At 41.3% G+C, this 22,736-nt stretch carries 20 protein-coding genes and 1 pseudogene; 14 read left to right on the top strand and 7 right to left on the bottom strand.

The features are described from left to right. Window positions 1-427: 427 nt before the first annotated feature. From Q8W26_RS17910 to Q8W26_RS08095, 5 genes and pseudogenes are all read left to right on the top strand, one after another. Window positions 428-598 (top strand): annotated as a pseudogene (locus tag Q8W26_RS17910) (helix-turn-helix domain-containing protein); the annotation flags it as partial. After that, complete coding sequence (locus Q8W26_RS17905) at window positions 599-748, top strand: winged helix-turn-helix domain-containing protein (RefSeq protein ID WP_101213427.1); 150 nt, start codon at window positions 599-601, stop codon at window positions 746-748. Window positions 749-1,419: 671 nt separating this feature from the next. Beyond that, window positions 1,420-3,396 carry a methyl-accepting chemotaxis protein gene (locus Q8W26_RS08105; RefSeq protein WP_101213421.1) on the top strand — a complete coding sequence of 659 codons (1,977 nt, stop codon included), beginning with the start codon at window positions 1,420-1,422 and terminating at the stop codon, window positions 3,394-3,396. Window positions 3,397-3,540: 144 nt separating this feature from the next. Continuing rightward, complete coding sequence (locus Q8W26_RS08100; protein WP_153071465.1) at window positions 3,541-3,735, top strand: hypothetical protein; 195 nt, start codon at window positions 3,541-3,543, stop codon at window positions 3,733-3,735. Between the two features lie 60 nt (window positions 3,736-3,795). After that, window positions 3,796-5,055, top strand: a complete 1,260-nt coding sequence (locus Q8W26_RS08095; RefSeq protein ID WP_101213420.1) for a PepSY domain-containing protein — start codon at window positions 3,796-3,798, stop codon at window positions 5,053-5,055. Window positions 5,056-5,114: 59 nt separating this feature from the next. Here the strand turns inward: Q8W26_RS08095 and Q8W26_RS08090 are convergent, their stop codons facing one another. Further along, window positions 5,115-7,274, bottom strand: a complete 2,160-nt coding sequence (locus Q8W26_RS08090) for a M3 family metallopeptidase (RefSeq protein WP_101213419.1) — start codon at window positions 7,272-7,274, stop codon at window positions 5,115-5,117. A 261-nt stretch (window positions 7,275-7,535) separates the two neighbouring features. On the opposite strand from Q8W26_RS08090, the gene Q8W26_RS08085 reads away from it, so the two are divergent. After that, window positions 7,536-8,093, top strand: a complete 558-nt coding sequence (locus Q8W26_RS08085; RefSeq protein ID WP_101213418.1) for a type I DNA topoisomerase — start codon at window positions 7,536-7,538, stop codon at window positions 8,091-8,093. A gap of 204 nt (window positions 8,094-8,297) precedes the next feature. Here Q8W26_RS08085 and Q8W26_RS08080 read toward each other — a convergent pair whose 3' ends face one another. Both Q8W26_RS08080 and purE read right to left on the bottom strand, forming a co-directional pair. Then, window positions 8,298-9,440 carry a 5-(carboxyamino)imidazole ribonucleotide synthase gene (locus tag Q8W26_RS08080; RefSeq protein WP_101213417.1) on the bottom strand — a complete coding sequence of 381 codons (1,143 nt, stop codon included), beginning with the start codon at window positions 9,438-9,440 and terminating at the stop codon, window positions 8,298-8,300. 10 nt (window positions 9,441-9,450) lie between these two features. Then, window positions 9,451-9,933 carry a 5-(carboxyamino)imidazole ribonucleotide mutase gene (gene purE, locus Q8W26_RS08075; protein WP_101213416.1) on the bottom strand — a complete coding sequence of 161 codons (483 nt, stop codon included), beginning with the start codon at window positions 9,931-9,933 and terminating at the stop codon, window positions 9,451-9,453. Window positions 9,934-10,126: 193 nt separating this feature from the next. Here purE and Q8W26_RS08070 point away from each other — a divergent pair, with 193 nt between their 5' ends. From Q8W26_RS08070 to Q8W26_RS08055, 4 genes are all read left to right on the top strand, one after another. Then, a complete protein-coding gene (locus tag Q8W26_RS08070; RefSeq protein WP_101213415.1) occupies window positions 10,127-10,678 on the top strand; it encodes a Sua5/YciO/YrdC/YwlC family protein in 552 nt (183 codons plus the stop codon). Beyond that, window positions 10,675-11,586 carry an oxygen-dependent coproporphyrinogen oxidase gene (hemF, locus tag Q8W26_RS08065; RefSeq protein WP_101213414.1) on the top strand — a complete coding sequence of 304 codons (912 nt, stop codon included), beginning with the start codon at window positions 10,675-10,677 and terminating at the stop codon, window positions 11,584-11,586. Before Q8W26_RS08070 ends, hemF begins: the two co-directional genes overlap by 4 nt. Window positions 11,587-11,599: 13 nt before the next feature. Further along, entirely contained in the window at window positions 11,600-11,854 is a 255-nt protein-coding gene (locus Q8W26_RS08060) for a DUF3862 domain-containing protein (RefSeq protein WP_101213413.1), read from the top strand. A gap of 245 nt (window positions 11,855-12,099) precedes the next feature. Beyond that, on the top strand, window positions 12,100-14,130 hold the full coding sequence (locus tag Q8W26_RS08055) for an EAL domain-containing protein (RefSeq protein ID WP_305473013.1): 2,031 nt from the start codon (window positions 12,100-12,102) through the stop codon (window positions 14,128-14,130). On the opposite strand, the gene Q8W26_RS08050 is transcribed toward Q8W26_RS08055, so the two are convergent. Both Q8W26_RS08050 and Q8W26_RS08045 read right to left on the bottom strand, forming a co-directional pair. Continuing rightward, window positions 14,127-14,813 (bottom strand): hypothetical protein, encoded by a 687-nt coding sequence (locus tag Q8W26_RS08050; protein ID WP_101213411.1) that lies wholly within the window; start codon window positions 14,811-14,813, stop codon window positions 14,127-14,129. The two genes, Q8W26_RS08055 and Q8W26_RS08050, sit on opposite strands and share 4 nt — an antisense overlap. 109 nt (window positions 14,814-14,922) lie before the next feature. Then, window positions 14,923-15,765, bottom strand: a complete 843-nt coding sequence (locus Q8W26_RS08045; RefSeq protein ID WP_101213410.1) for a 23S rRNA (adenine(2030)-N(6))-methyltransferase RlmJ — start codon at window positions 15,763-15,765, stop codon at window positions 14,923-14,925. A 94-nt stretch (window positions 15,766-15,859) separates the two neighbouring features. On the opposite strand from Q8W26_RS08045, the gene Q8W26_RS08040 reads away from it, so the two are divergent. The 3 genes from Q8W26_RS08040 to Q8W26_RS08030 are packed head-to-tail and all read left to right on the top strand — an operon-like array spanning window position 15,860 to window position 19,709. Then, entirely contained in the window at window positions 15,860-16,765 is a 906-nt protein-coding gene (locus tag Q8W26_RS08040; RefSeq protein WP_101213426.1) for a MoxR family ATPase, read from the top strand. 3 nt (window positions 16,766-16,768) lie between these two features. Continuing rightward, window positions 16,769-17,728: a DUF58 domain-containing protein gene (locus Q8W26_RS08035; RefSeq protein WP_101213409.1), complete on the top strand. Its 960-nt coding sequence runs from the start codon at window positions 16,769-16,771 to the stop codon at window positions 17,726-17,728. Beyond that, window positions 17,721-19,709 (top strand): DUF3488 and transglutaminase-like domain-containing protein, encoded by a 1,989-nt coding sequence (locus tag Q8W26_RS08030; protein WP_101213408.1) that lies wholly within the window; start codon window positions 17,721-17,723, stop codon window positions 19,707-19,709. Before Q8W26_RS08035 ends, Q8W26_RS08030 begins: the two co-directional genes overlap by 8 nt. On the opposite strand, the gene Q8W26_RS08025 is transcribed toward Q8W26_RS08030, so the two are convergent. Beyond that, window positions 19,692-20,546: an alpha/beta fold hydrolase gene (locus Q8W26_RS08025; protein WP_101213407.1), complete on the bottom strand. Its 855-nt coding sequence runs from the start codon at window positions 20,544-20,546 to the stop codon at window positions 19,692-19,694. The genes Q8W26_RS08030 and Q8W26_RS08025 overlap by 18 nt on opposite strands. A gap of 44 nt (window positions 20,547-20,590) precedes the next feature. On the opposite strand from Q8W26_RS08025, the gene Q8W26_RS08020 reads away from it, so the two are divergent. Continuing rightward, entirely contained in the window at window positions 20,591-21,523 is a 933-nt protein-coding gene (locus tag Q8W26_RS08020; RefSeq protein ID WP_305473008.1) for an alpha/beta fold hydrolase, read from the top strand. A 25-nt stretch (window positions 21,524-21,548) separates the two neighbouring features. Here Q8W26_RS08020 and Q8W26_RS08015 read toward each other — a convergent pair whose 3' ends face one another. Next, entirely contained in the window at window positions 21,549-22,619 is a 1,071-nt protein-coding gene (locus tag Q8W26_RS08015) for a hypothetical protein (protein ID WP_101213405.1), read from the bottom strand. Between the last annotated feature and the right edge of the window lie 117 nt (window positions 22,620-22,736).

The following is a 22,736-nucleotide window of genomic DNA, read 5'->3' as shown; positions in this document are numbered from 1 at the left end:
AAACGATTTAGCGCCGATGGTAGTGTGGGGTTTCCCCATGTGAGAGTAGGACATTGCTAGACACCTATTTAGAGAAACGCCCCAACAGTAATGTTGGGGCGTTTTTCGTTGTTTAAAGAAAAGTTGATACGCGTGATGATAAGCCTCATCACTGTGTAGTGAAACGATGTTGCGCCGAGGCAACGATCATCGCTCGCGGATCAACATAGGCACAGCTTGTTTCCTCGAACGCTGTTCGAAGGGCTGCGAGCCGAGGGAGTAGGACATTGCCAATCACCTATTTAAAGAAAGCCCCCGCATTAAGTTTCGGGGGCTTTTTGCGTTCTAGGGTTTTATTAAATTGGCAGACGTCATCCCGGTAGTTTTTTTAGCCGGGACCTTGCTCAATACGTCGAACACTTAATTAAGCAGACGCAGTGTTAACAACTGGGTATCGAACTATTTATCTCAAGGTTTATCAGGCCTTGAAGATAAACCTCGTCTTGGAAGGAAAGCCCAACTATCACCTCAACAAACTAAACAGCTCGTCAGCTATATTGAGCATCAAGCAAAATCAGACGTTGGTGGTCGATTAACTGGTCATGACATTAAAGACTAAATCTCAACTCAGTTTGGCGTTGATTACCACCTCAATCACGTATACAAGCTGCTTAAAAAGATAGGATTCAGTTGGATCACAAGTCGTTCAAAACACCCAAAACAATCACAAAAAGCGCAAGACGAGTTTAAAAAATTGAACATACAATGATCCAGACGATCCCTGGTACGGTGTCTTTGTCAGCAAAACACGACAACAAGAATTTGGGTAAAAACGGGGACTCGCCCAAGAGCTGTCCAACAACAGTAGTTTGAATATGCCAATATGTATGGGGCGGTCTGCTCAGCGACAGGCGAAACAGAAGCTGGCCGATATGCCGTAGTCATTATGGATGGTGTAGGCTGGCAATAGCTACGCCAACATCATTTATCAAATCGTTGTTTTAAAAATTATGAAGACATCGTAGAACAATGCACTCAAGCTTGGTTCAGTTTTATAAAATACAAAGAGACAGTTAAACCTTATGCTCTAGAGACTGGGCAACTTTTAGTGTGGATTGGTATAATACAGTTTTGTGGTTACGATCGTTGCTAGTAATATTATTAGTTATCTCCCTTCGTTTTTATTAAGAGCTAAAACAGTGCGACTTTAGTCTAATTACTTTATTTTTTTGTGTGTATATAACTTTACACCTTAATGTTATAACATATCGAAATATAAAATTATTGATAATGATTAGCATTTGTCTATCTGCAAGAATAGTATGCATCTTCGTTTTGGCCTATAGGTCAATGTTGTATGAAATTATCAAATTCTGCCCAGTATCAATATCTTCTTATATAGAGTACTGAAGCAACTTGTGTAAAAATGGAGCCTTTACTGTGAAGTTAAAGCAACAAGTTCTTATCGCTTTTCTGTCAATTGGTCTATTACCGCTAATACTGTTGGGAGTTACTGCATTATATACAGCTAGTAATTCTCTTGAATATACAGCCTATAATAAATTAGAGGCTGTACGTGAGATCAAAAAAACTCAAATTGAATCTTATTTTAAATCTCGCGAAACAGAACTAGTCGTCTTAAGAAACACTGTTTCAAAATACTTTTCATCGAATCAAAATGACAGCGCTGTACAGGCTTCTAATCACCACTCTCAATTTTCTTCATTCATTGAACATTATGGCTATTACGACTTATTTTTGATAAATCCAAGTGGGGATGTATTTTACACTGTTGAGAGAGAATCTGATTACCAAACTAACTTACTCAACGGGGCATATTCAGATTCAGGCCTTGCGCGCCTTTTTACAAATGTAATGAATAGCGGTTCTTTTAAAATCGAAGATTTCTCTCCCTATGCTCCTAGTAATGGAGTTCCTGCAGGTTTTATTGGTGTTCCTTTGATGGATAAAGGAGAGATAAAGCTCGTTATTGCCCTACAGCTTTCATTAGAGCGAATTGATTCAGTAATGCAGCAGAGAGAAGGAATGGGTAAAACGGGAGAGAGCTATCTTGTTGGTCACGATTTTAAATTGCGCTCAGATTCCTTTTTGGACCCTGTGGCTCGGTCGGTTGAAGCTAGTTTTGCTGGGGATGTAGCCAATAATGGTGTCGATACGACTGCCGTTAGAGCTGCATTGAAAGGAGAGAAAGGTAGTGAGCTTATTATTGATTATAACGGGAATCCTGTTTTATCAGCTTATACTCCATTAAATATTAAAGATGTGAATTGGGTGTTACTTACTGAAATAGATGAAGCTGAAGCATTAAAGTCGGTAAAAGATCTTCGGTTCATAATTGTCATGATGGGTCTAATCACAGCAATGATAGTTGCTGCTATTGCGCTTATTTTTACTAGGGCTATTCTCAGACCTATTGGTGGTGAACCGAAAAGAATGGCCAACCTTGCGGAATTAATAGCCGAAGGTGATTTAACCTATCGGTTCCCTGCTGGTGTTCCACAAACTGGTGTTTACTCGTCAATGTATAAGATGACGAACCACCTCAATAGTGTACTTGGGAAAATTGGAGGAATGACAGTTGAGCTTTCTACTGCGGCGGGACAAAGTAGTGTTGTAGCAGAGCAGGCGAATATTAGCTTACAAGAGCAGCAAGTCAATATTCAAAATGTTTCTTCGGCGATGCATGAAATGGCTGCGACTATTCAAGAGGTCTCGGTAAACGCACATCAAGTTGCAGGATCAACTTTGGGGATAAAAGACTCTTCGGGTAAAGCTAAAGCTCAAGTTGACCAAACTATCCGGACTATTAGTGTACTGTCCCAAGAGATTAGCAGTGCGACATCTGCTATTGATACGGTTGAACAAAAGTCACAGGAAATTGGCACTATCTTAGAGGTTATTAGAGGGATTGCCGATCAAACAAATTTGCTTGCACTTAATGCAGCTATTGAAGCAGCTCGTGCAGGTGAGCAAGGTCGTGGTTTTGCTGTGGTAGCTGATGAAGTTAGGCAGCTAGCTCATAAGACTCAACTATCAACCAGTGATATTGAGAATATGATTAGTGTCTTGCAGGCCGTAGTAAAAGATGTCGTGACTGTGATGACGAAGAGTAACCAATTGGCAGAAGACACGGTTGAGAATGCAAAAGAAACCGCAAATTCAATCACTGCGTCGTATAATGAAATCGAGTCAATAAGTGCAAACGCTGAGCAAATTGCAACAGCAGCGTCCCAACAGTCATTGGCTTCGGAAGAAATTAATCAAGCTCTAGTGATTATTAACGATGCCGCTAAACAAAATGCATTGGGTGTTACCGAGATATCTGCTTCTAGTGAACACTTAAACCAACTAGGCTATAAGCTTAAACAGGTGGCAGGTGAGTTTAAAGTTAACTAACTATTTTTATGTAACTGAAGTAAAAAGCCCAGTGTAAATCACTGGGCTTTTTGTTTTGACCTGTGACATTTTGACGCATTTAAATTTTCGCTGCTCCCTATAAAATACGCGTAGAAACTTATGGGGTATTTTTAAAAGAACAGTATGAAACCTTCATTCCTAAGGTATTTATCATCGGTTCTGCTCCATAGTATGGCCACGCGCATATTACAGATAACATGGGTCCACGATTGCTTAGTGCTGGCTGCAGTCACTAATGAGATAGAGCGTGATGTCGATTCTAATAAGCTTGTAATTGATGTTTTTGTGGTAGGGCAAGAGGAGCGAGCAATTGGCTAAATTCTCTAAACCTAGCCGAACAGTCTATGCTGGTCCGTTGAATAATTTTAGGGAGTAATAATGGTATCAATTCAATTAAATCGTTGGTTATGGAAGTGGCATGTTATAGCTGGTCTACTATCATTGCCTTTCATTATTCTATTAACAATCACAGGTGTTATTTATTTATTCAAAGCAGATGTTAACAATTGGACTTATCAGGAGATTAAGTTTGTTGAAGCGAAAATTGGTAATCCACACTCTATAGCACGTCAGGCTGAAGCGGTTAAGGCTTATACCTCAGCGCCGATCACTAAATTTACTTTACCTCAACATTCCAATGAAGCGACGCAGTTTTATATTAAGTCCAAAGGGAGACCAGCGCATATTGTCTATGTTAACCCCTATACAGCTCAGGTTACTGGAGATATAAAACAAACCGATACGTTTATGTATACCGTGAGAAAGCTTCATGGTGAACTGTTACTAAATACGCCAGGAACTTTACTGGTTGAATTAGTGGCTAGTTGGTTTATTGTGTTATTGATCACTGGGTTAATTATATGGTTTCCATTTAAGAACTTTAGCGCCAAACGCCTCGTTGAAATACGTACCCAGAGAAGTAAACGCATTGTGTGGCGTGATATTCATGGTGTTTTTAGTTTTTGGACATCCCTTGTGTTGTTAATGATAATCGCAGGTGCGATGCCATGGACTGATGTTTTTGGTAATCAGCTGAAGTGGGTACAAAAGCAAACTGACTCTGGTTATCCAGCTCAGTGGCGTAAGACCGACTCTCTGCAATCAGTCAAGGCAATTGAAAGACTTTCGTTAGATGCTATGGCTCAGGTGGCACAAGCACAGCAATTGCCCGGTAAAGTAACAGTGACATTGCCTAAAACTGATCTTGGTGTATTTAGTGTAAGTAATAGAAGTTTGTGGCTTAGCGATCAAGAAGTAATTCATTTGGATCAGTACTCCGGAATCGTCGTGAAGCAATTAGATTGGTCTCATGTTGGTATGCTAATGGATTTGCGCCAAATATTTATGCGATTACATCAAGGAGAGTATGGTAGTGCTAACTGGTGGATTGTATTAATCTCTTGCGCTATTTTTCTTATCGCGTCCGTTGGTAGTATTGTGTCCTATTTTATGCGCAGGCCACAGGGACAGTGGGGAATTCCAAATGCGCCCAAGTCATTTAGCATTAGTTGGTGGGTGTTAGGAGCGATTGCAGCATTTGCCGTTTTGTTTCCATTATTTGGTTTGAGTGTAGTGTTGATACTCACAGTGCAGGGGCTTCGAACACTGGTGATTGAACATCGTAATCAAGTGGTTTAACAGAAATAAAAATGCCCTTAATTAATAAGGGCATTTTTCATTTTTTGAGCCTAATTTTATTACTCAGTTAACCCACGGCTTTTTAATAGAGGTTCTATACTCGCCTCTTTACCTCGGAATTTCTTGTACAGCGTTAACGCATCATCACTGCCGCCTGAAGCAAAGATGTATTTTCTGAAAGCTTGTGCTGTTTTTTGATCGAAAATACCATTCTCTTTAAATGCTGAAAATGCATCAGAACCAAATACGTCAGACCAAATGTAGCTGTAGTATCCTGCTGAGTAACCACCAGAGAAGATATGCGCAAAATAAGTAGAGCGATAGCGTGGAGTGATCTCGCTAATTAAACCAAGCTTATCCAGTGCGTCTTTTTCAAAGCTCGCGGCATCACGGATTTTATCATCTTCTAGTGAATGCCAGTTTAAGTCTAATAAAGTTGCAGCCATGTATTCTGTTGTCGCAAAACCTTGGTTGAACTTACTTGCTGCTTGGATCTTATCAACAAGTTCTTGTGGGATCACTTCACCTGTTTTGTAGTGCTTAGCAAAAACGGCTAACACTTCTGGTTGTAGCATCCAGTTTTCCATTACTTGTGATGGGAACTCTACGAAATCACGTGGAACCGATGTGCCTGTTTGAGAGCGGTAAGTACCGTCAGACAATAAACCGTGTAACGCATGGCCAAATTCGTGGAATAGTGTACTTGCCTGATCGAACGTTAACAATGCTGGCTCATCGCCTGTTGGGCGTGGGTAGTTTAGAACGTTCACGATGATAGGTGTTGAATCAACGCCATTCATGTTGTATTGCTTGCGATACGAGTTCATCCAAGCGCCGCCACGTTTACCAGGGCGAACATAGTGGTCAGCTAGGAATAAGCCAATGTAGGTTCCGTCTGCTTCATAAACTTCAAAAGTACGCACATCATCGTGATAAGTTGGTAAGTCTGTGCGCTCTTTAACCGTAATACCAAAAAGTTTTTCTGCGGTATGGAACACACCTTGTAGTGTTGATTCTAACGCGAAGTATGGGCGTGTTTGCTCTTCATCGATATCATAACGTGCCTTGCGAATTTTTTCTGCATAGTAAGCGTAATCCCATGCTTCAATCTTGAACTTGCCGCCTTCTGCGTCAACCAGCTTTTGCATGTCTGCGACTTCAACTTTAGCTTTTGCTAGTGCAGTTGGCCAAATCTGGTTTAGTAACTCATAAACAGCAGCAGGTGTTTTCGCTACACGATCTTCTAATACGTAATGAGCGTGAGACTGATAACCCATTAATTTCGCTTTTGTTGCGCGTAATGAAGCTACTTTTGCTAAGGTTTTCTTGTTATCAAACTCGTTATCGTTATTAGCACGATTAATATAACCTAGGTATAGCTCTTTACGGAGTTCACGATCATCTGCGTAGGTGATAAAAGGTGTAATTGATGGACGGTGAGTAGTAAATACCCACTTACCTTCGTGGCCTCGAGATTTAGCTGTCGCTGCTGCTGCATCAATGATTGATTGAGATAAACCAGAAAGCTTGCTCTTATCTGATACTACGACCTCAAAGGCATTGGTTTCAGCGAGTAAATTGTCACCAAACTGAAGAGTTAATTTTGCAATTTCTGCATTTAACTCACGAATTTTGGCTTTTTCTGATGCGTTTAGTTTTGCGCCTGCACGAACGAAACCGATGTAGCTATCTTCTAATAACTTGGCTTGTGAAGTCGACAGGTTTAACTGGTCTTTTTGTTGGTATACCGCTTCAACGCGTTTAAATAAATCTGCGTTTAACGATAAATCATCCCAGTGTGCTGAAAGTAAAGGTGATACTTCTTTAGCGATGGCTTTTAATTCATCACTTGTTTCAGCAGATGTTAGGTTATAGAAAACGTTAGCTACGCGATCCATTAAGTTACCAGTGAACTCATAGGCTTCGATAGTATTAGCAAATGTCGGAGCTTCTGTGTTGGCTACGATAGCTGCAATCTCTTGCTTCTGTTGGGCCATGGCCGCTTTAAAGGCTGGTAGGTAATGTTCAGTATTAATCTTGGGAAAGTCTGGAATACCGTGTGGTGTCGTCCAAGGCTGAGAGAACGGGTTGCTTGCTTCAAGTTGTACAGCATTGACCGCTTGTGTTGTTTGTACTTTTGTTTCAGGTGCTTTTTCTGAACCTGTACAGCCAGTAAGGGCTAGAGCTAACGCAATCGGCGCTAGAGAAAACTTTTTCATGTGAGAAAATCCTAAAATTATCATTATAAAAATATGCTTAAATACCCCTGTATCCTACGGGGATTTACAACTTATGTAAAATTTTAGCTAGACTAAAGGCTAGGTTCTTTAGGTTGAAAATATTCAGTAGCAAAGTGGCCTTTCCAAGAGAAGAAAAGGCTAGCTGTTAACGGTTATCACCGAGTTAAACTAAGGTCATGATTTCACATTTATTTGCCTACTGGGTATAATAGGTATGATTAATCGTCAGTGGGTAATGCTATGAAAAAACAACAACCCGAGTTGTTTTCGCAACATGAACATGCGTTAGAAAAAGAATATGAACTTTGCCCTGAATGTGGCTGTGAATTACAAATAAAAAATTCTAAACATGGCCCTTTTCTTGGCTGTAATAATTACCCCACTTGTAGCTATACTCGCCCCCTAGTGTCACAAGAAGCAATGGATGAACAAATTATTGCAGGTTCAGAGTGTCCTGAATGTGGTAATGAGCTAGCGATTAAAAAGGGGCGCTATGGTATTTTTATTGGGTGTTCAAATTATCCAGAATGCCATCATATTGAGCACCAAAACGAAGAGCAAGAAATGGCGACCTGTCCACAGTGCCACCAAGGTCACCTTGCACAAAGAGTGTCGCGTTATGGAAAAACATTCTACGCATGTGACGCTTACCCTAAATGTAAATTTGTAATCAATTATCAGCCTGTTACAGGGCAGTGTGAAGCTTGCGGCTTTGAGTTATTGATCCAGAAAAAAATGGCTGGTGGAATGACGCTAATTTGTGCGGATAAGAAATGTAGTCATAAACAAGGCCAATAGCCCAGTTGTTTCATTAACTAGAAGCGGGTAAAAAAGGCTATGTCTTAGTTAGCTGTTGTGCTCGAGCAAGCCTCACATTAGTCAGCAACTCGCCTTAGCACATCAAAGATCCGCTGCCATTAACAAATCGCAACAGTTAACTGCGACATAGCCAAAAAAAAGGATACCACCAAGGTATCCTTTTTCATTGGAATAGCAACAGGATTAGGTTAAGTTACCGATATACGCTTTAATATCAGAAAATGCTGACTCAGGTAATAAGTCAGCAACAGCTTGTAAGCGCTGTTGTAGCTGAGCGTGACTTTCGCCAGATACATTGATATGTCCCATTTTACGGCCAGCACGTTTCGTTTTACCGTACCAATGCACAGAGACACCCTGAATGGCTAAGACTTCATTAGACACCTGATCTTCGCCTAAAATGTTTATCATCGCCGTGGGACGCAGTAGTTCAGTACCACCTAATGGCAACCCGCATACCGCTCGGATATGGTTTTCAAATTGACAAGTGTCAGAACCTTGTTGAGTCCAGTGACCAGAGTTGTGAACGCGAGGTGCAATTTCATTCACCAATAACTTATTACCAACTTGGAAGAACTCAATAGCTAAGATACCAACATAGTCCATTGCGTTAGTTAAGTTAGTAAACACTTGCTGTGCTTGTTTTTGTAGTTCTTCTTCACCAGTTAAGGCTAATGAAACCGATAGCACACCATCAGTGTGATGATTCTCTGTTAGTGGGTAAACTTTGACATCACCATTAACGCCACGTACTCCAACTAGAGAAACTTCACGATCAAAGGGTACCATCTGCTCAGCAACAATACCTTGCTTAACTAAACTTTTGCTACCAGCGAAGAACTCATCAACTTCCGTCCAAACTTGTGCTGCCTGCTCGTTTGATTTTAAACGCCATTGGCCTTTACCATCATAGCCAGCAAGGGCACTTTTTAAAATGATTGGTAGACTTAAATGTTCAAGGGCTTGCTGAAAGCCTTGCTCGTCTTCAACAATCACGTGTTCGGCATTATCAGCTTGGGATTGGGCTAGTAATGCTTTTTCTAAGCGGCGGTCACCACCAATCTTAATCGCTTGGCTTGATGGTTTTAATTTCCCCGACGCTTCACATAATGCTAGGACATCATGGTCAATATGTTCAAACTCGGCAGTAATTGCATCAGCATGAGCAATGCCTGAAGCAAGGTCGCCATACACCTGTTCATTGGCTAATGGGTTGATAACTTGTTCAGAGCCAACATCATAAGCACGTACTTCAATATTTAGCGGCTTGGCCGCTAGTGCCATCATGCGAGCTAGTTGACCCGCACCTAACATTAATACATTCATCACGTTACCCTTATTCTGCAGGATTAGGGTTGTTCAGGATTGTATCTGTTTGTTCCTTACGGAAAGCCTCAACTGCCGCTTGAACTTTCTCATCGTATGTACCGATAATTTGTGCCGCTAGCAAGCCAGAGTTTGCTGCGCCTGGATTACCAATGGCTAACGTACCAACTGCAATTCCTTTTGGCATCTGTACAATTGATAGTAGTGAGTCTTGACCGCTGAGGGCTTTTGACTGAACTGGAACACCTAAGACAGGTAAGCTAGTAAAGGCTGCTGCCATGCCTGGGAGGTGTGCTGCACCGCCTGCACCGGCAATAATGACTTTGATTCCACGCTCTTTTGCTGACTCAGCATATTCCGCTAATAAATGAGGTGTTCTATGGGCTGAAACTACTTTGGTTTCGTAAGGAACATTAAAAAGATCAAGCATTTCTGCTGCATGTTTCATTGTTGGCCAATCAGATTTTGACCCCATGATAATACCGACAGTCATTATATACGCCTTATAATTTAGGTGAGCTTTGTGTTACCAGTCATCAAGAGCAGGTAAAATTAATGAGCGATTATACCTTTATTTTAAGCAATACGGAATCTATGTTACTCGGGATAATTTGTTAAAATGCACTAGTTGGTGTTGCATTATATTGATAAAATTTACCAATCTTAACTATATATGAGTCGCCAATATGACTGATCAACATGCCGTAGAAATTTTTCTCAATGGTGGAATTATTGCGTATCCAACGGAAGCGGTTTTTGGCTTAGGTTGTGACCCTGATAATGAACAAGCGTTACAACGTTTGTTAGCCTTAAAGCAGCGCCCTGCAGAGAAAGGGTTAATCTTGTTGGCGAGTGATTTTGAACAATTATTACCTTATATCGACTTATCTGGTGTGTCTGCGGCTATGCAACAGCAAATCTTAGAGCGCTGGCCTGATGGTATAACTCAGGTGGTACAAAAGAATCATGAGATATCACCTCTACTTAGTGGAAAATTTGCTAGTATAGCTGTTCGCTTAACCAGCCAACCCGATGTGGTCGCGTTATGCCGTGCTGTGAATCGTCCTATCGTTTCTACAAGCGCTAATCTTACAGGGTTACCGCCTGCGGACAGTTGGCAATCACTAGACCCACAGCTCGTTGAGCAAGTCGATTGTGTTATTAAAGGAAAAACGCTTGGTTTTGATAAGCCATCAACTATCATTGATGCTATTACTGGAGAAGAGTTTCGCTCATGAGCCAAATTAATGTAGAACAAGTCATTACGTATTTAAAGTCATTGCAAGACAGCATCTGCAGTGCATTAGAGAGTCAAGAGCCACAAGCTCGATTTGCAAAAGATTCATGGCAACGTGAAGAAGGTGGTGGCGGTGAAAGTCGTGTGCTGACCGATGGTCAAACATTTGAGCAAGCGGGTGTAAATTTCTCTCATGTGATGGGAGCTACTTTACCACCATCTGCAACAGCTGCTCGTCCAGAGTTGACCGGTCGCCGTTTTGAGGCGATGGGTGTTTCATTAGTTATTCACCCTAAAAATCCTTATGTGCCGACGTCTCATGCCAATGTTCGCTTTTTTATTGCTTATGCTGAAGGGCAAGAGCCTATTTGGTGGTTTGGGGGTGGTTTTGACTTAACCCCATATTACGGTAATAAAGATGACTGTCAGCACTGGCATCAAACTGCTCATGACTTATGCGCGCCTTTTGGTGATGATAAGTACCCAAAATATAAGAAATGGTGTGATGAATACTTTTTCTTAAAGCATCGTGACGAAGCTCGAGGAATCGGTGGACTATTCTTTGACGATCTAAATGACACAGGTTTTGAGCAAAGCTTTAACTTTATGCAAGCGGTTGGCAATGGCTTTGTTGACGCGTACTTGCCTATTGTAAAAGCACGCAAAGATACAGAGTATGGTGAGCGCCAGCGTCAATTCCAGCTTTATCGCCGTGGTCGGTATGTTGAATTTAACTTAGTATATGATCGTGGTACACACTTTGGTCTGCAAAGTGGTGGTCGAACAGAGTCTATTTTAATGTCAATGCCGCCGTTGGTGCGCTGGGAATATAATTACCAGCCTATTGCTGGCTCAGAAGAGGCATTGTTGTATGAACAATTTTTGCCAGAACAAGATTGGCTGAAATAATTTAGGAAAAAAGATGAAAAGATTAACGTTATTAGCAGCATTAAGTGCCAGCTTACTTTTAAGTGGTTGTAGCAAAATTACCACTGAAAACTACAATACACTTGAAGTCGGAATGGACTTTTCTGAAGTTGAGACCTTATTAGGCACAGCAAGCAAGTGCGATGAAACCATTGGTTTAAAACAATGCACTTGGGGCGATGCTGATAAAAACATCAACATTAAGTTTGTCGCAGACAAAGTGACTTTATATTCAAAAAAAGGTATTTAGTCTTTCGAAAATGACCAGACTTGTTAAATTTTTGATCTAGCTGGTCATTTTATAAAAAGCTAATGTGTAAAATGCGTTCACTCAACGCTATAAGCCAATCTAAATCAACTATTCCGTTGTAAAAAATCTCCATCTTTGGTATTAATCTATTCATCCCTTATGGTGAATGTTAAGAAGTTGTAACATGGATTGCTAGGACTTGCTCGCTTTCGCTCTTTGACTTTCGTTAATGTAGTTGAGATATTTTGATAGACAAGCTTAAAAGCCTATTTGAACAAGTTATCCACTCTTGTCTCTTATTATCGATAAGAGAAGCGTTCATTGCGCTTATTCCGTATTTTATTAGTTTGGGTATCGCCAACATTCTAATCAACGGTGCACTCTACTTTAATGTGCTTAGCCCGGATGATTACCTTGCCACCCTCGCTATTGAGAGCGTCACTGCCGTTCAATTACTATTTCCAGTGATGGTCGCGATTTCTGTTGGTTTTCATTATTCAAAAAACTTGATGCATGATGGTGCTGTTGGTGCCATGCTCGCAGCGCTAAGTTTTTGTGTTCATGGTCATTATTTGCAACTTGAGAGCGGTAGCTTCCAACTTAATAGTACGGGATCGAGCGCTTATGCGGTGATTATTCCTCTATTAACGAGCGTTGGGTTGAATTGGTTTTTAAAGTTGGTACCGCGTGCGATTCATAATGTAGCTGGTGTCAGTGAATTTCTAAAAAGTAAATTTACCCTGATCTTTCCATTTTTGTTTGTTTTCTTTGGTTTGTTCTTAATTATGCCAATGATTAATGAGATTGGCGCTTGGTTAACTCAAGCACTTAGCCCTGATTATGCAAACTCGTCTGTGGCTCAATTAACTTTTGAACGAATGCTTACTGTACACTTGTTTTGGTTTGTTGGTATCCATGGCGATAACATGTTCGATTTATTATTTGACAGTGGTTACCTCGGACAGGAGATATTTGCCGGGCTTAGCGCAAAATTATTTTACGATACGTTTGTTATTGTCGGTGGAACGGGATGTTTTGTTGGTTTAATTATCGCTGCTCTTTTTCTAAATAAGGATAGTCATGAGCGCTCCGTCGCTAAATTTTCTATCCCGTTTAGTATCTTTAATTTTTGTGAAATTATTTTATTTGCCTTACCCGTTTTCTTGAATCCTATATTATTCATCCCTTTCATATTGGCACCCGCGCTTAATTTTTTAATCTCCTATGCTGTGATCTCATGGGGTTGGGTTGGTTATGAACAGATTGAAATGAGTTGGATGGTTCCTGCAATTATTGACGGCTACTTTGTAGGGAGTGATGCAAATGCGATGCTATTACAAGGCGCTTTAATTCTTATGAACGCAGCGCTTTACTTTCCATTTCTACGCTGGAGTGCAAATCAAACAAACTCTGGGACGGCTATTTCATCCCTTGCTCAAAAGCTCAATATATCTCAGCAGTATATGGCGCGTAGTGAGCACCGGTTTATCCAGCAGCAATGGCAATCTAAGCGTTCAACTCAAGCGTTACAGCATGCCCTGCAAGCTATTAGTGATGGTGAATTACTTTTATATTATCAGCCACAAATATGTCTGGCCTCAGGTAATGTTTGTGGCTATGAAGCACTGCTTAGAATCAAAGACCCACAGGGAGTGATTAAAGGGCCGTATTTTTTAGACGAGCTAATTAAACATAAGCAAACCGAGTTGATTGATTTATGGGTGATTGAACAAGCAAGTAAAGACCTTATGTGTTGGCATCAGCAGGGCTTTTCTCCCGAAATTAGTATTAACTTAAACCCTGACGTTTTAACAAAGGCACATCTGGTAGAACACTTATGTAAAACATTTGCAGGCTTTAATGAGCAGGTTAAGGTGGAAATCATTGAGTCAAGCTACTTAGATCAACAAGAACAAGTCTCTACGCATATTAAAAAGCTGAAAGAACACGGGATCACAACGGTTATTGATGACTTTGGTACAGGGTATTCGAGTTTGTTTATGTTGGCTAATCTACCAGTGAGTCATGTTAAACTCGATCGTCAGTTTTTAGCGCAAACACAACAACCTGAAGGTAAATTGCTGTATCAGGAGATTGCCAAAATTTTTGGTCGCATGCGGTATCACGTTGTGGCTGAAGGTGTCGAAACGGCAGAGGAGTTATCATTGGTTAAAGAGTTAGGTATCGATGTTGCGCAAGGGTGGCTATATGAGAAAGCCTTACCCCAACAAGAGATTTTGGCTTACGATAGTGCAGCCAAACAAGCGCGCTGTTAAGGGGCTGAGCTCATATCAATAATGATAAATTCACAGTTAAACGCTGGCGGTAGGTTGTGGTTTTCTTGTGGGATGAATACTTTACTTCTGCGCGGCCCCAAATAAGTTGAAACTGTCTTTTGCTGCATTTTAAAGTGGGCCACTTGGTTCTGAGAATGGGTTAAGACAAGGTTCTCTCCGTCAAACACCCATTGGCCAGAGCTGGCATGAATTGACTTTTTCTCACCATATACCTCAACTTCGAGTAAGAACTGACCATTAGGCTGCATACCTAATGTCGCATTACCTGAAGAGCAATATTGACTCATGACGTAAAGCGGTGGTTGAGGCCTACTCTTATGCTCAGGGTGGCGTAGGTAGAGCCCAATATTACCCTGAGTATAATAATGCTTATGATTTGAAGCGAAATGGAGCAATTGCACAGGACTTAATTCAAGGCTGTGAAGCAATTCTTGGATATTAGCTAATTGATTGCTGGTGGCTAAGCTAGGATGACTGATAATCGTGTTGTCACTGAAGTTTGTTGGTAATGGGATATCGGAATGCTTTACTTCTAAATCTAACTCTTCGAGCGCGGTGACAATGGGAGATAACTGCTCAGGGGTATAGCCTTGGCTGATTAAATGGACCCGTTGGCTACAGCCACTGATAAATAAAACCAATAGAACAAGCAATAATTTCATATAACACCATAACGAGTAATAAAAAACCATAGATTACATTCGTAATCTATGGTTTGCAACTCTAGGGTTTTATTTCTAAACCCATGGTCTTTAATAACCAGCCAAATGATTACTCTTCAACTAACCATTCAACCTTAAAATGAGCCGAATCGTCTTGTGCTAAGTGTTTGGTTAACCATGGTAATACTTCTTTCATTTGTTGCTCAAGCTTCCATGGTGGATTGACTATAATCATTCCTGTACCAGTCATACCAAACTCGTTAGTATCTTGCTTTACACAAAGTTCAATGCGCAATATTTTTCGGATCCCTTGCTGAGAGAACTTCTCACAGAAGCGGTTTACCTGATTGCGAGATACAACCGGGTACCATAAAGCATAAATACCAGTCGAAAAACGCTTATGAGCTTCAACGATACCTTTGATCGCATCATTATGTTCTGTTTTTAACTCGTAAGGAGGGTCGATTAATACTAGGGCGCGGCGCTGAGGTGGCGGCAACATCGCTTTGATACCCTTATAACCATCAATTTGCTGGATTCTAACTTTACGATCGCCCTGAAACTCTTGCTTTAGTAGTTCAATATCAGTGGGGTGAAGTTCGGTTAGCTCAAGTCGGTTATGATTTCCCATCAACATTTTTGCCACCAGAGGTGAACCCGGGTAATACGTCAACTCGCCATTTGGGTTTAGCTCTTTAATCACTTCAATGTAGTCGTGTAGGACGTCAGGAATATCATCTTGTTGCCAAATCTTGGCAATGCCATCTTTATATTCACCTGTCTTTTCACTTTTTTCATCGCGTAAGTCATAACGCCCGGCTGCTGAGTGAGTATCATGATAAACAAAAGGCTTCGGCTTTTGTTTCAAAGAATCAATGATTAATGTTTGAACTAGGTGTTTTAGCACGTCAGCAAAATTGCCTGCGTGAAAACTATGTCGATAACTGAGCATAAGCAGCCTATGAATGATTTTTTCATTATTATACCTGCCCATAGCTGATTATTTTAGGATAAACTGGATTAAATTACTTTTTCTTGGCTTTGACATGACAGCGACAATCACGGCAATTATTGAGCAAATAAATCAGCAGTTATTAGGTAAAGAACATCAAATCAAACAAGCGCTAGGTTGTATTTTCGCCAATGGTCATTTATTACTAGAAGATGTTCCTGGGGTTGGTAAAACAACGTTGGCGCATGCGTTAGCTATCAGCTGTGGTTTATCGTATCAGCGTGTGCAATTTACTAGTGATATGTTGCCTGCTGATCTGATTGGGGTATCAATTTTTGATACATCACAACAACAGTTTACCTTTCATCAGGGGCCGGTTTTTAATCAAGTGTTGTTGGCTGATGAAATTAATCGTACCAGCCCTAAAACTCAAAGCGCGCTGCTTGAGGCGATGGCTGAACGGCAAGTGAGTGTCGACGGAAAGACCTATCCATTACCTGATCCATTTTTTGTTATTGCAACACAGAACCCTTTAGAGCATTCAGGCACCTTTGAACTGCCTGACTCTCAATTAGATCGCTTTAGTATGTGTATTAGTTTGGGTTATCCAAGCGTCGAGGCCGAAAAGAAAATCTTGCAAGGCAAGCAAATAAGGGGGGAACAGCTTCAAGCTATCATGGATAAGCAAAGTCTTCAGCAGTTTCAGACAAGAGCTGCTGCGGTGTCAGTCTCTGAACCTGTACTCGATTACTTATTAGCGCTTGTTCAAGAGACTCGTGTTAATAGTCTTTACCCTCATGCGCTATCTCCCCGTGCTTCTCAAGCGATCTTAGCCGTGGCGAAAGCTTGGGCGATGATCGAGGGACGCGATTATCTCTTACCCGAAGATATTCAAGCTATTTTACCTGGGGCTACGGAACATCGCTTGCGAGGCACAAACCAGCGAACAGGGCAGTCTTATAGTGAACAATTGCTTCATAGCATTAACCCAATTGGGTGATTGATGAATATTTGGTCCCGATTCAAACAGAAAACGTGGTCAAAGTGGCTTGATAAACGCATCCCGCCAGCGGCTAAGGTGAAACTGCATAGGCATAATATTTTTATATTACCTAGTCGCTTTGGCGCTTATTATTGCTTAGGGGCCATCGCACTCTTTTTGCTTGGAACAAATTATCAAAATAATCTGATTATTTTGCTGAGCATGTTATTAATCAGTATCTTTGCGAGTACGATGTTGTTGTGCTATCAAAACCTCGCTGGCTTGAGCTTACAGGCTAACAATCAGGGCGAATCTTTTGCCGAACAACCGCTGAAGGTGAGTTGTTTACTCGATGCTGAAAAGCCAAAGTATGGTATTGAATTAAATTATGAAAATGAAGAGCATACCGTAATCCAACAAGTGGCAGGGCAGCAATACTGTGCTTTACGGCTTGGTGCAAAGGCCCGTGGACAGTATCAATTAGACAGAATAACGGTTGCTAGCGTTTTTCCATTGGGGTTGTTTAGGGCTTGGTCTCATATTGATTTAAATCAGCAGGTCATTGTTTATCCCAACCCCCTTTCTTATAAGCAAGTTGCGTTGATTGCAGCCAATGATGAGCAAGGAAAGCGCCATGCATTAACCCAAACAGGTGATCACTTTTCTGGTTTAGACTCGTACCATCTTGGTGAGTCGTTAAAGCGAGTTGCCTGGAAACAAGTGGCACAAGGTAAGGGAATGTTAACTAAGCAGTTTGAGCAGACTATTGGTGAACCAAACTGGCTGGATTACGATCAAATTGTTGCTAAGGATAAAGAAGAGAAACTATCCTACCTCAGTTACTTAACAATTGAATTGTCTAAAAAAAACCAGCCGTTTGGGCTTGTTCTACCTCATAGCCGTGTCGCTGTTAATCGAGGGGAAACGCAGCGTCAACGAGTGTTAACCACGTTGGCGTTAGTAAGGGCGGATCATGAATAAAAGTTGGCTCGCTAATCAATATTCGATTGTTTTAATGATTTTTATTCATAGCTTTAGCTTGTTATTGCTCTGGCAGGAGGCTGCGTGGTGGGTTGCTATCATCAGTATTGGCACCATCAGTTGGCGCTGGTTATACTTTAAAGGGCAAGTACTTAAAGTGAATCGCTGGTGGCATTTTTCAATTGTCTTGTCCTGTATTATTTTATTAACCATTACTGGGCCTAGCCACGGCTTGCTATTAACGATGGTTAATTTGTTGTTAGTGGGTTTTGCATTAAAATTTATTGAGCTGTATCAACAGCGAGATGCGTTTATTTTAGCTCTAATCAGTATTCTTACTGCGGGTGTTGCCTTAGTTTTTGGCAGTGAAATCAAACATGCGATTTTTAATCTCATTTTGCTTATTGCAACTCTCTGTTTATTAATCAATATTTGTGCACCAGCACTGAAGTGGCGACAACAACTAACGCTGTCCACTAAGATTTTTTCGGTTAGTTTACCGTTAACCGCAGTGCTCTTTTTATTAATGCCGCAGTTATCGCCATTGTGGCAAATGCCGTCGATTAAACAGGCTACGACTGGGCTTTCTGATAACATGAGTCCGGGTGATATCGCCAGCTTAACGCAAAGCTCGGAGCTTGCCTTCAGCGTCACTTTTGATGGGGAGAGGCCGTTGCCGCAAGAGCTTTATTGGCGGGCGTTAGTGATGGAATCATTTGATGGCCGCCGTTGGAGCCAGTCACCCGTTTCAAAATTATGGCAACGTAGCTTAGCTAATAATACTTTGACAGAAATTAGCCCGACAATGAAGTCTTTTAACTATCAGATAATAGCTAAGCCGAGCAACCAACAATGGCTGTTTGGTTTGGCCTTGCCATTAAGTAATGATAATGGTGTGCGCCAGTCATTCGATGGGACACTCTTTGCGACTAAGCCTGTGGTTACACCGATGCAATACACAGTATCTAGTGTTCAGGGGTTAATGACGTTAGCGCCGATTAATAACCGTTCTCGCTTAAGAAACCTGGCACTCCCAGAACAAACCAACTTAAAAACTCAGCAATGGGTGGCTGAACTTCGCCAACGTCACGAGCATCCTCAGGCATTGATTAATGCGGTACTTGCTTACTTTAGGCAGCAGCCTTTTTACTATACCTTAACTCCGAAACTGCTTGGGCAGGATAGTATTGATGACTTTCTATTTAATACTCGTGAAGGCTTCTGTGCTCATTATGCTAGTGCTTTCTCGTTTGTGATGAGGTCAGCAGGTATTCCGTCTCGAGTGGTTGCAGGGTATCAGGGCGGTGAGTGGAATGATGAGGTTGGCTATTTGAATGTGTATCAATATGACGCTCATGCATGGAATGAAGTATGGCTTGATGGGCAAGGGTGGGTTCGGGTTGACCCTACTGCACAAGTGTCTCCAGAACGTGTAACCCAAGGGCTTGTATCAACGTTAGGTGCCGAACAAGATTTTTTATCTGGTTCCGTATTAAGCCTGGCAAGGTATCAACATTCCCCTTGGGTAAATCAATTGCGAGTTAGCTTGGCGAATATTGAGTATTTATGGAGCCGCTGGTTACTTGGCTACGATAAAGAAGCGCAAAATGATCTGCTTGAGTATTTATTGGGCGAGGTCAATGCGACGAAGATCATGGTGCTTATCTTGATTTGCTTGTGCGTGATTGCGCTATGGTTGGCTTGGTTTAGCGGTTTTAGGTTGCAGCGAAAAACCTATCAACAAAAGAGTGATGAATTATTTAATACTGTTGTCGCGAAGCTCGGAGTAAAGAGACCTACACACCTTCCAGCATATAGTTATCTCCAACAAGTCGCACAACAGAGGCCGCATATAAAGCGAGAAATTGCCCTCTTTAGCTGCTGCTTTAATCAAATTCAATATCAACAGTGCGCTGAGATTACTCGGCAGGATTGGCTCAAACTAAAGCAAGCGGCAAAAGAATTATTCGATAAAATCTAAGATCGCATGGGCAACGTCATTAGGCGCTTCTAGTGGTAATAAATGATATTGATCTTGGAACTCGACAAAGGTGTCGTTGGGTTGGATCTTCTGCCACTTTTGCCATGCTGCGTTGGTTAAAAACTCAGAGTTTTCTGCTTTTATGCCTAATGTCGGCAACTCTAAGCGTCGTAATAGACGCCAGGCTCGAGGTAAATTTTGATAAAACCAAGCCTCCCAAGCTTTGGGGTAAATTAGCTGCCATTTGCCGTCAACTTGCTGTGTGCCTCCGATAATGTATTGCCATAATGCGGGATCGGATAATGCTGTGAAAGCTCTTTTAGGTCTATGAAAATCAAAGGCTTGCTGTAAGCTTGACCAGCGGTCAGGTCTGGAGAGGGTCTTTTTAACCAATTTAAGTTTACGCTTTAAGCGCTGGGGCATTATTCGTGATATCTCAACCAGGTGACTCGGCATAAAAATGGGGTCGATAAATACCACCTTACTAAAGAGTTGTGGCTCTCGCAGTGCGGCACGTAATAAGATGATACAGCCCATTGAGTGGCTAATGGCCACTAGAGGTTGTTGTGTTTCTTGGTATCGAGCGCGCGCAAATGAGACCAAATCACTGACCAATCGTGGCCACTGATTGGCATCACTTGGGTCGCTATCATCCCAGCAAGGACGCAATAAGGGGGCCCATACGTTACAACCCTTGAGTTGTTGTAATAAGGGGCTATAACACGGACTTGGATAACCATTGGCGTGAATAAATAAACAAGGTTGCGATCCTTGATTAAACTGAACGTAGGGAATTTGTGTTGTTTGACACAAGGTCGTCTTTTCACTTTCGGGCATATTCTGGCATCATACCTATTATTATGGTTATTAAGGCTAATAAAATGGATGTTTGGTTAGGAAACTTACAGCAAAATCAATTCAGTGGCATTAAAAATGTCAACATTAGCTATGGTTTTATGCAACAAGAACAGCCTTCTCCAGCAGTCATTTTGGTTAATGGTCGTATCGAAAGCTATTTAAAATATCATGAAGTTGCTAATGAATTTTATAGTCTAGGCTACAGCGTTTATATGCTCGATCACCGTGGCCAAGGGCTCTCTCAACGAATGCTAAGCAACCCCCACAAAGGGCATGTGGAAGAGTTCGATCATTATGTGGCTGACTTGGCAACATTTATTGAAACTATTGTCCAGCCTAACAAACACTTACAGCAGATACTCTTGGGTCATTCAATGGGAGGGGCTATTTGTACTCGCTACCTGCAAACACGCCCCCACTCGATTGATAAAGTAATCTTAGCAAGCCCAATGCATGGTATTTGCTTACCAGCCCCACAATGGCTCATTTTATGTGTTACTCAGACTCTAGAAGGTCTGAGTCGCTTGTTTAACGCTGAATCTAAGTATGTCCTAGGAGGAAGCGGATATGACGATGCGCCATTTGCAGAAAACGAGTTAACCCAATCACAAGCTCGCTATAGTCAATTCCGTCAGTTATATCAACAGCAGCCATCTATTCAATTGGGTTCTCCAACCAATGCTTGGTTAATTCAAGCGATTAAGGCGAGTGGGCAGTGTGTGCGTCAGGCATCGATGATTGAAATACCAACGTTACTGCTACAAGCTGGCGCTGAAACGATAGTTGATAATCAGGCCCAAGATTACTTTGCAAAAAATATGCTTACGAAATGGCTTAAAAAAACAGTTATTGAGAATGCACGGCATGAGGTGCTGTTTGAGATCGAAGAGTATCGAGAGCAAGCATGGCAAGCGATTAGAGAGTTTATTGCTAAGGAAGATAGACAGGCTCAATAGACGTTGAGCCTGCCGAGTATATTCTTTAGCCGCGATTTACAATTTTATAATCTGCAGGTACTTGGAATTTACTGTCCCGTACTTGCTCAATTGATACAGACTTTATCTCGTATACATAGCGAATGACAGGGTCTTTCATCCACGCTTCCATCAAGGTTTCTTTCCCTTTTTCAACTAAGCTACCGAGCATTTGTGAGCCGATATCACTAATATTTTGCGTATAGTCGATTGGACCTGATGTGGATGAGCGTTGCTCTTTACAGGCTTCTAATTTTTGGTTCCATTCTAATTTAATTGAAATCGGGTAGCCCTTAATTTGCGCTAGTTTACGACCGATCTCACCGTTAAATTGGTGCTCTTGATTGTCCATATCACCAGTAAAGGCAGCGATAGCCTTATAGCCATTGGCGCCGAGTAAACGCATTAATGGGTGATTATCGTCCAGTGAATTAGCATAGTTCGTTTGGAACTGACCGTGAGTAGTTAATGCCTGATTCATTGACTGGTTCTGATCTGTAGTCCAAAAATCAAAGGTGATGACATTCTTATCAATTTTACCTAGGCTGTCTTTAAACTCAGTGCTCCACTTTACTTTATATTCTTGAGTGTCAAAACCGTTAATGGTTCGAGTTCGGCCAGTTTTATCAACATCAAAGCTGTTATTTGCCAAAGACACACTACAGCCAATTTCTTCATACGATTGATGGTCTTCACTTTCGTCCTGTTCTATACCCGGGCCTTCGATTTCTTTTAAGAAAGATGTGTTACAGCCAGACAAACCACATTCAGAATACTCCTTGTCATCATAATCAACATAAAGAGATTTATTTTGTTTAATATCGGCAATACGGGCCTCATCAAAATTAGCCCAACGCAATAACCAACTATCAAAGGTGGTTTTCTCGCGGATTGAGCGTAGATTGTCACGAGTTAACACGGTCTGCTTACCGTGAAAATCAGGAGAATATAACCCAGTGACACTATATTCTGCTTTGACTACCGCCGTTTCTTGTAAGGGGGTGTTATCAACTTGCTTTTTGGTTGCACAACCTGAGATAGCAAGGGCGATTAACGAGAGTGGGATAGCCAATTTCATTCTTTTTTCCTTTATAATGAGTATTATTATCGATTATTTCAGTCATCATATGGCTTAATTATACCGATGACAAGCATAAATATTAGCGAACACTTATGTTGGCTGGTAAGTATTTAT

The organism is Psychrobium sp. 1_MG-2023 (genome assembly GCF_030689115.1).
GTDB lineage: Bacteria > Pseudomonadota > Gammaproteobacteria > Enterobacterales > Psychrobiaceae > Psychrobium.
The sequence above is the reverse complement of the archived record's forward strand: the minus strand, read 5'-3'. Positions and strand labels throughout refer to the sequence as shown.

Excerpts from the sequence above, each read along its gene's own strand:
- Q8W26_RS08040 (WP_101213426.1), top strand. The coding sequence starts at position 15,860 with ATGACAGCGACAATCACGGCAATTATTGAGCAAATAAATCAGCAGTTA.
- Q8W26_RS08070 (WP_101213415.1), top strand. The coding sequence starts at position 10,127 with ATGACTGATCAACATGCCGTAGAAATTTTTCTCAATGGTGGAATTATT.
- Q8W26_RS08090 (WP_101213419.1), bottom strand. The coding sequence starts at position 7,274 with ATGAAAAAGTTTTCTCTAGCGCCGATTGCGTTAGCTCTAGCCCTTACT.
- Q8W26_RS08100 (WP_153071465.1), top strand. The coding sequence starts at position 3,541 with ATGAAACCTTCATTCCTAAGGTATTTATCATCGGTTCTGCTCCATAGT.
- Q8W26_RS08060 (WP_101213413.1), top strand. The coding sequence starts at position 11,600 with ATGAAAAGATTAACGTTATTAGCAGCATTAAGTGCCAGCTTACTTTTA.
- purE (WP_101213416.1), bottom strand. The coding sequence starts at position 9,933 with ATGACTGTCGGTATTATCATGGGGTCAAAATCTGATTGGCCAACAATG.
- Q8W26_RS08080 (WP_101213417.1), bottom strand. The coding sequence starts at position 9,440 with ATGAATGTATTAATGTTAGGTGCGGGTCAACTAGCTCGCATGATGGCA.
- Q8W26_RS08025 (WP_101213407.1), bottom strand. The coding sequence starts at position 20,546 with ATGCCCGAAAGTGAAAAGACGACCTTGTGTCAAACAACACAAATTCCC.
- hemF (WP_101213414.1), top strand. The coding sequence starts at position 10,675 with ATGAGCCAAATTAATGTAGAACAAGTCATTACGTATTTAAAGTCATTG.
- Q8W26_RS08030 (WP_101213408.1), top strand. The coding sequence starts at position 17,721 with ATGAATAAAAGTTGGCTCGCTAATCAATATTCGATTGTTTTAATGATT.
- Q8W26_RS08050 (WP_101213411.1), bottom strand. The coding sequence starts at position 14,813 with ATGAAATTATTGCTTGTTCTATTGGTTTTATTTATCAGTGGCTGTAGC.
- Q8W26_RS08085 (WP_101213418.1), top strand. The coding sequence starts at position 7,536 with ATGAAAAAACAACAACCCGAGTTGTTTTCGCAACATGAACATGCGTTA.
- Q8W26_RS08020 (WP_305473008.1), top strand. The coding sequence starts at position 20,591 with ATGGATGTTTGGTTAGGAAACTTACAGCAAAATCAATTCAGTGGCATT.
- Q8W26_RS08045 (WP_101213410.1), bottom strand. The coding sequence starts at position 15,765 with ATGCTCAGTTATCGACATAGTTTTCACGCAGGCAATTTTGCTGACGTG.
- Q8W26_RS08015 (WP_101213405.1), bottom strand. The coding sequence starts at position 22,619 with ATGAAATTGGCTATCCCACTCTCGTTAATCGCCCTTGCTATCTCAGGT.
- Q8W26_RS08035 (WP_101213409.1), top strand. The coding sequence starts at position 16,769 with ATGAATATTTGGTCCCGATTCAAACAGAAAACGTGGTCAAAGTGGCTT.
- Q8W26_RS08095 (WP_101213420.1), top strand. The coding sequence starts at position 3,796 with ATGGTATCAATTCAATTAAATCGTTGGTTATGGAAGTGGCATGTTATA.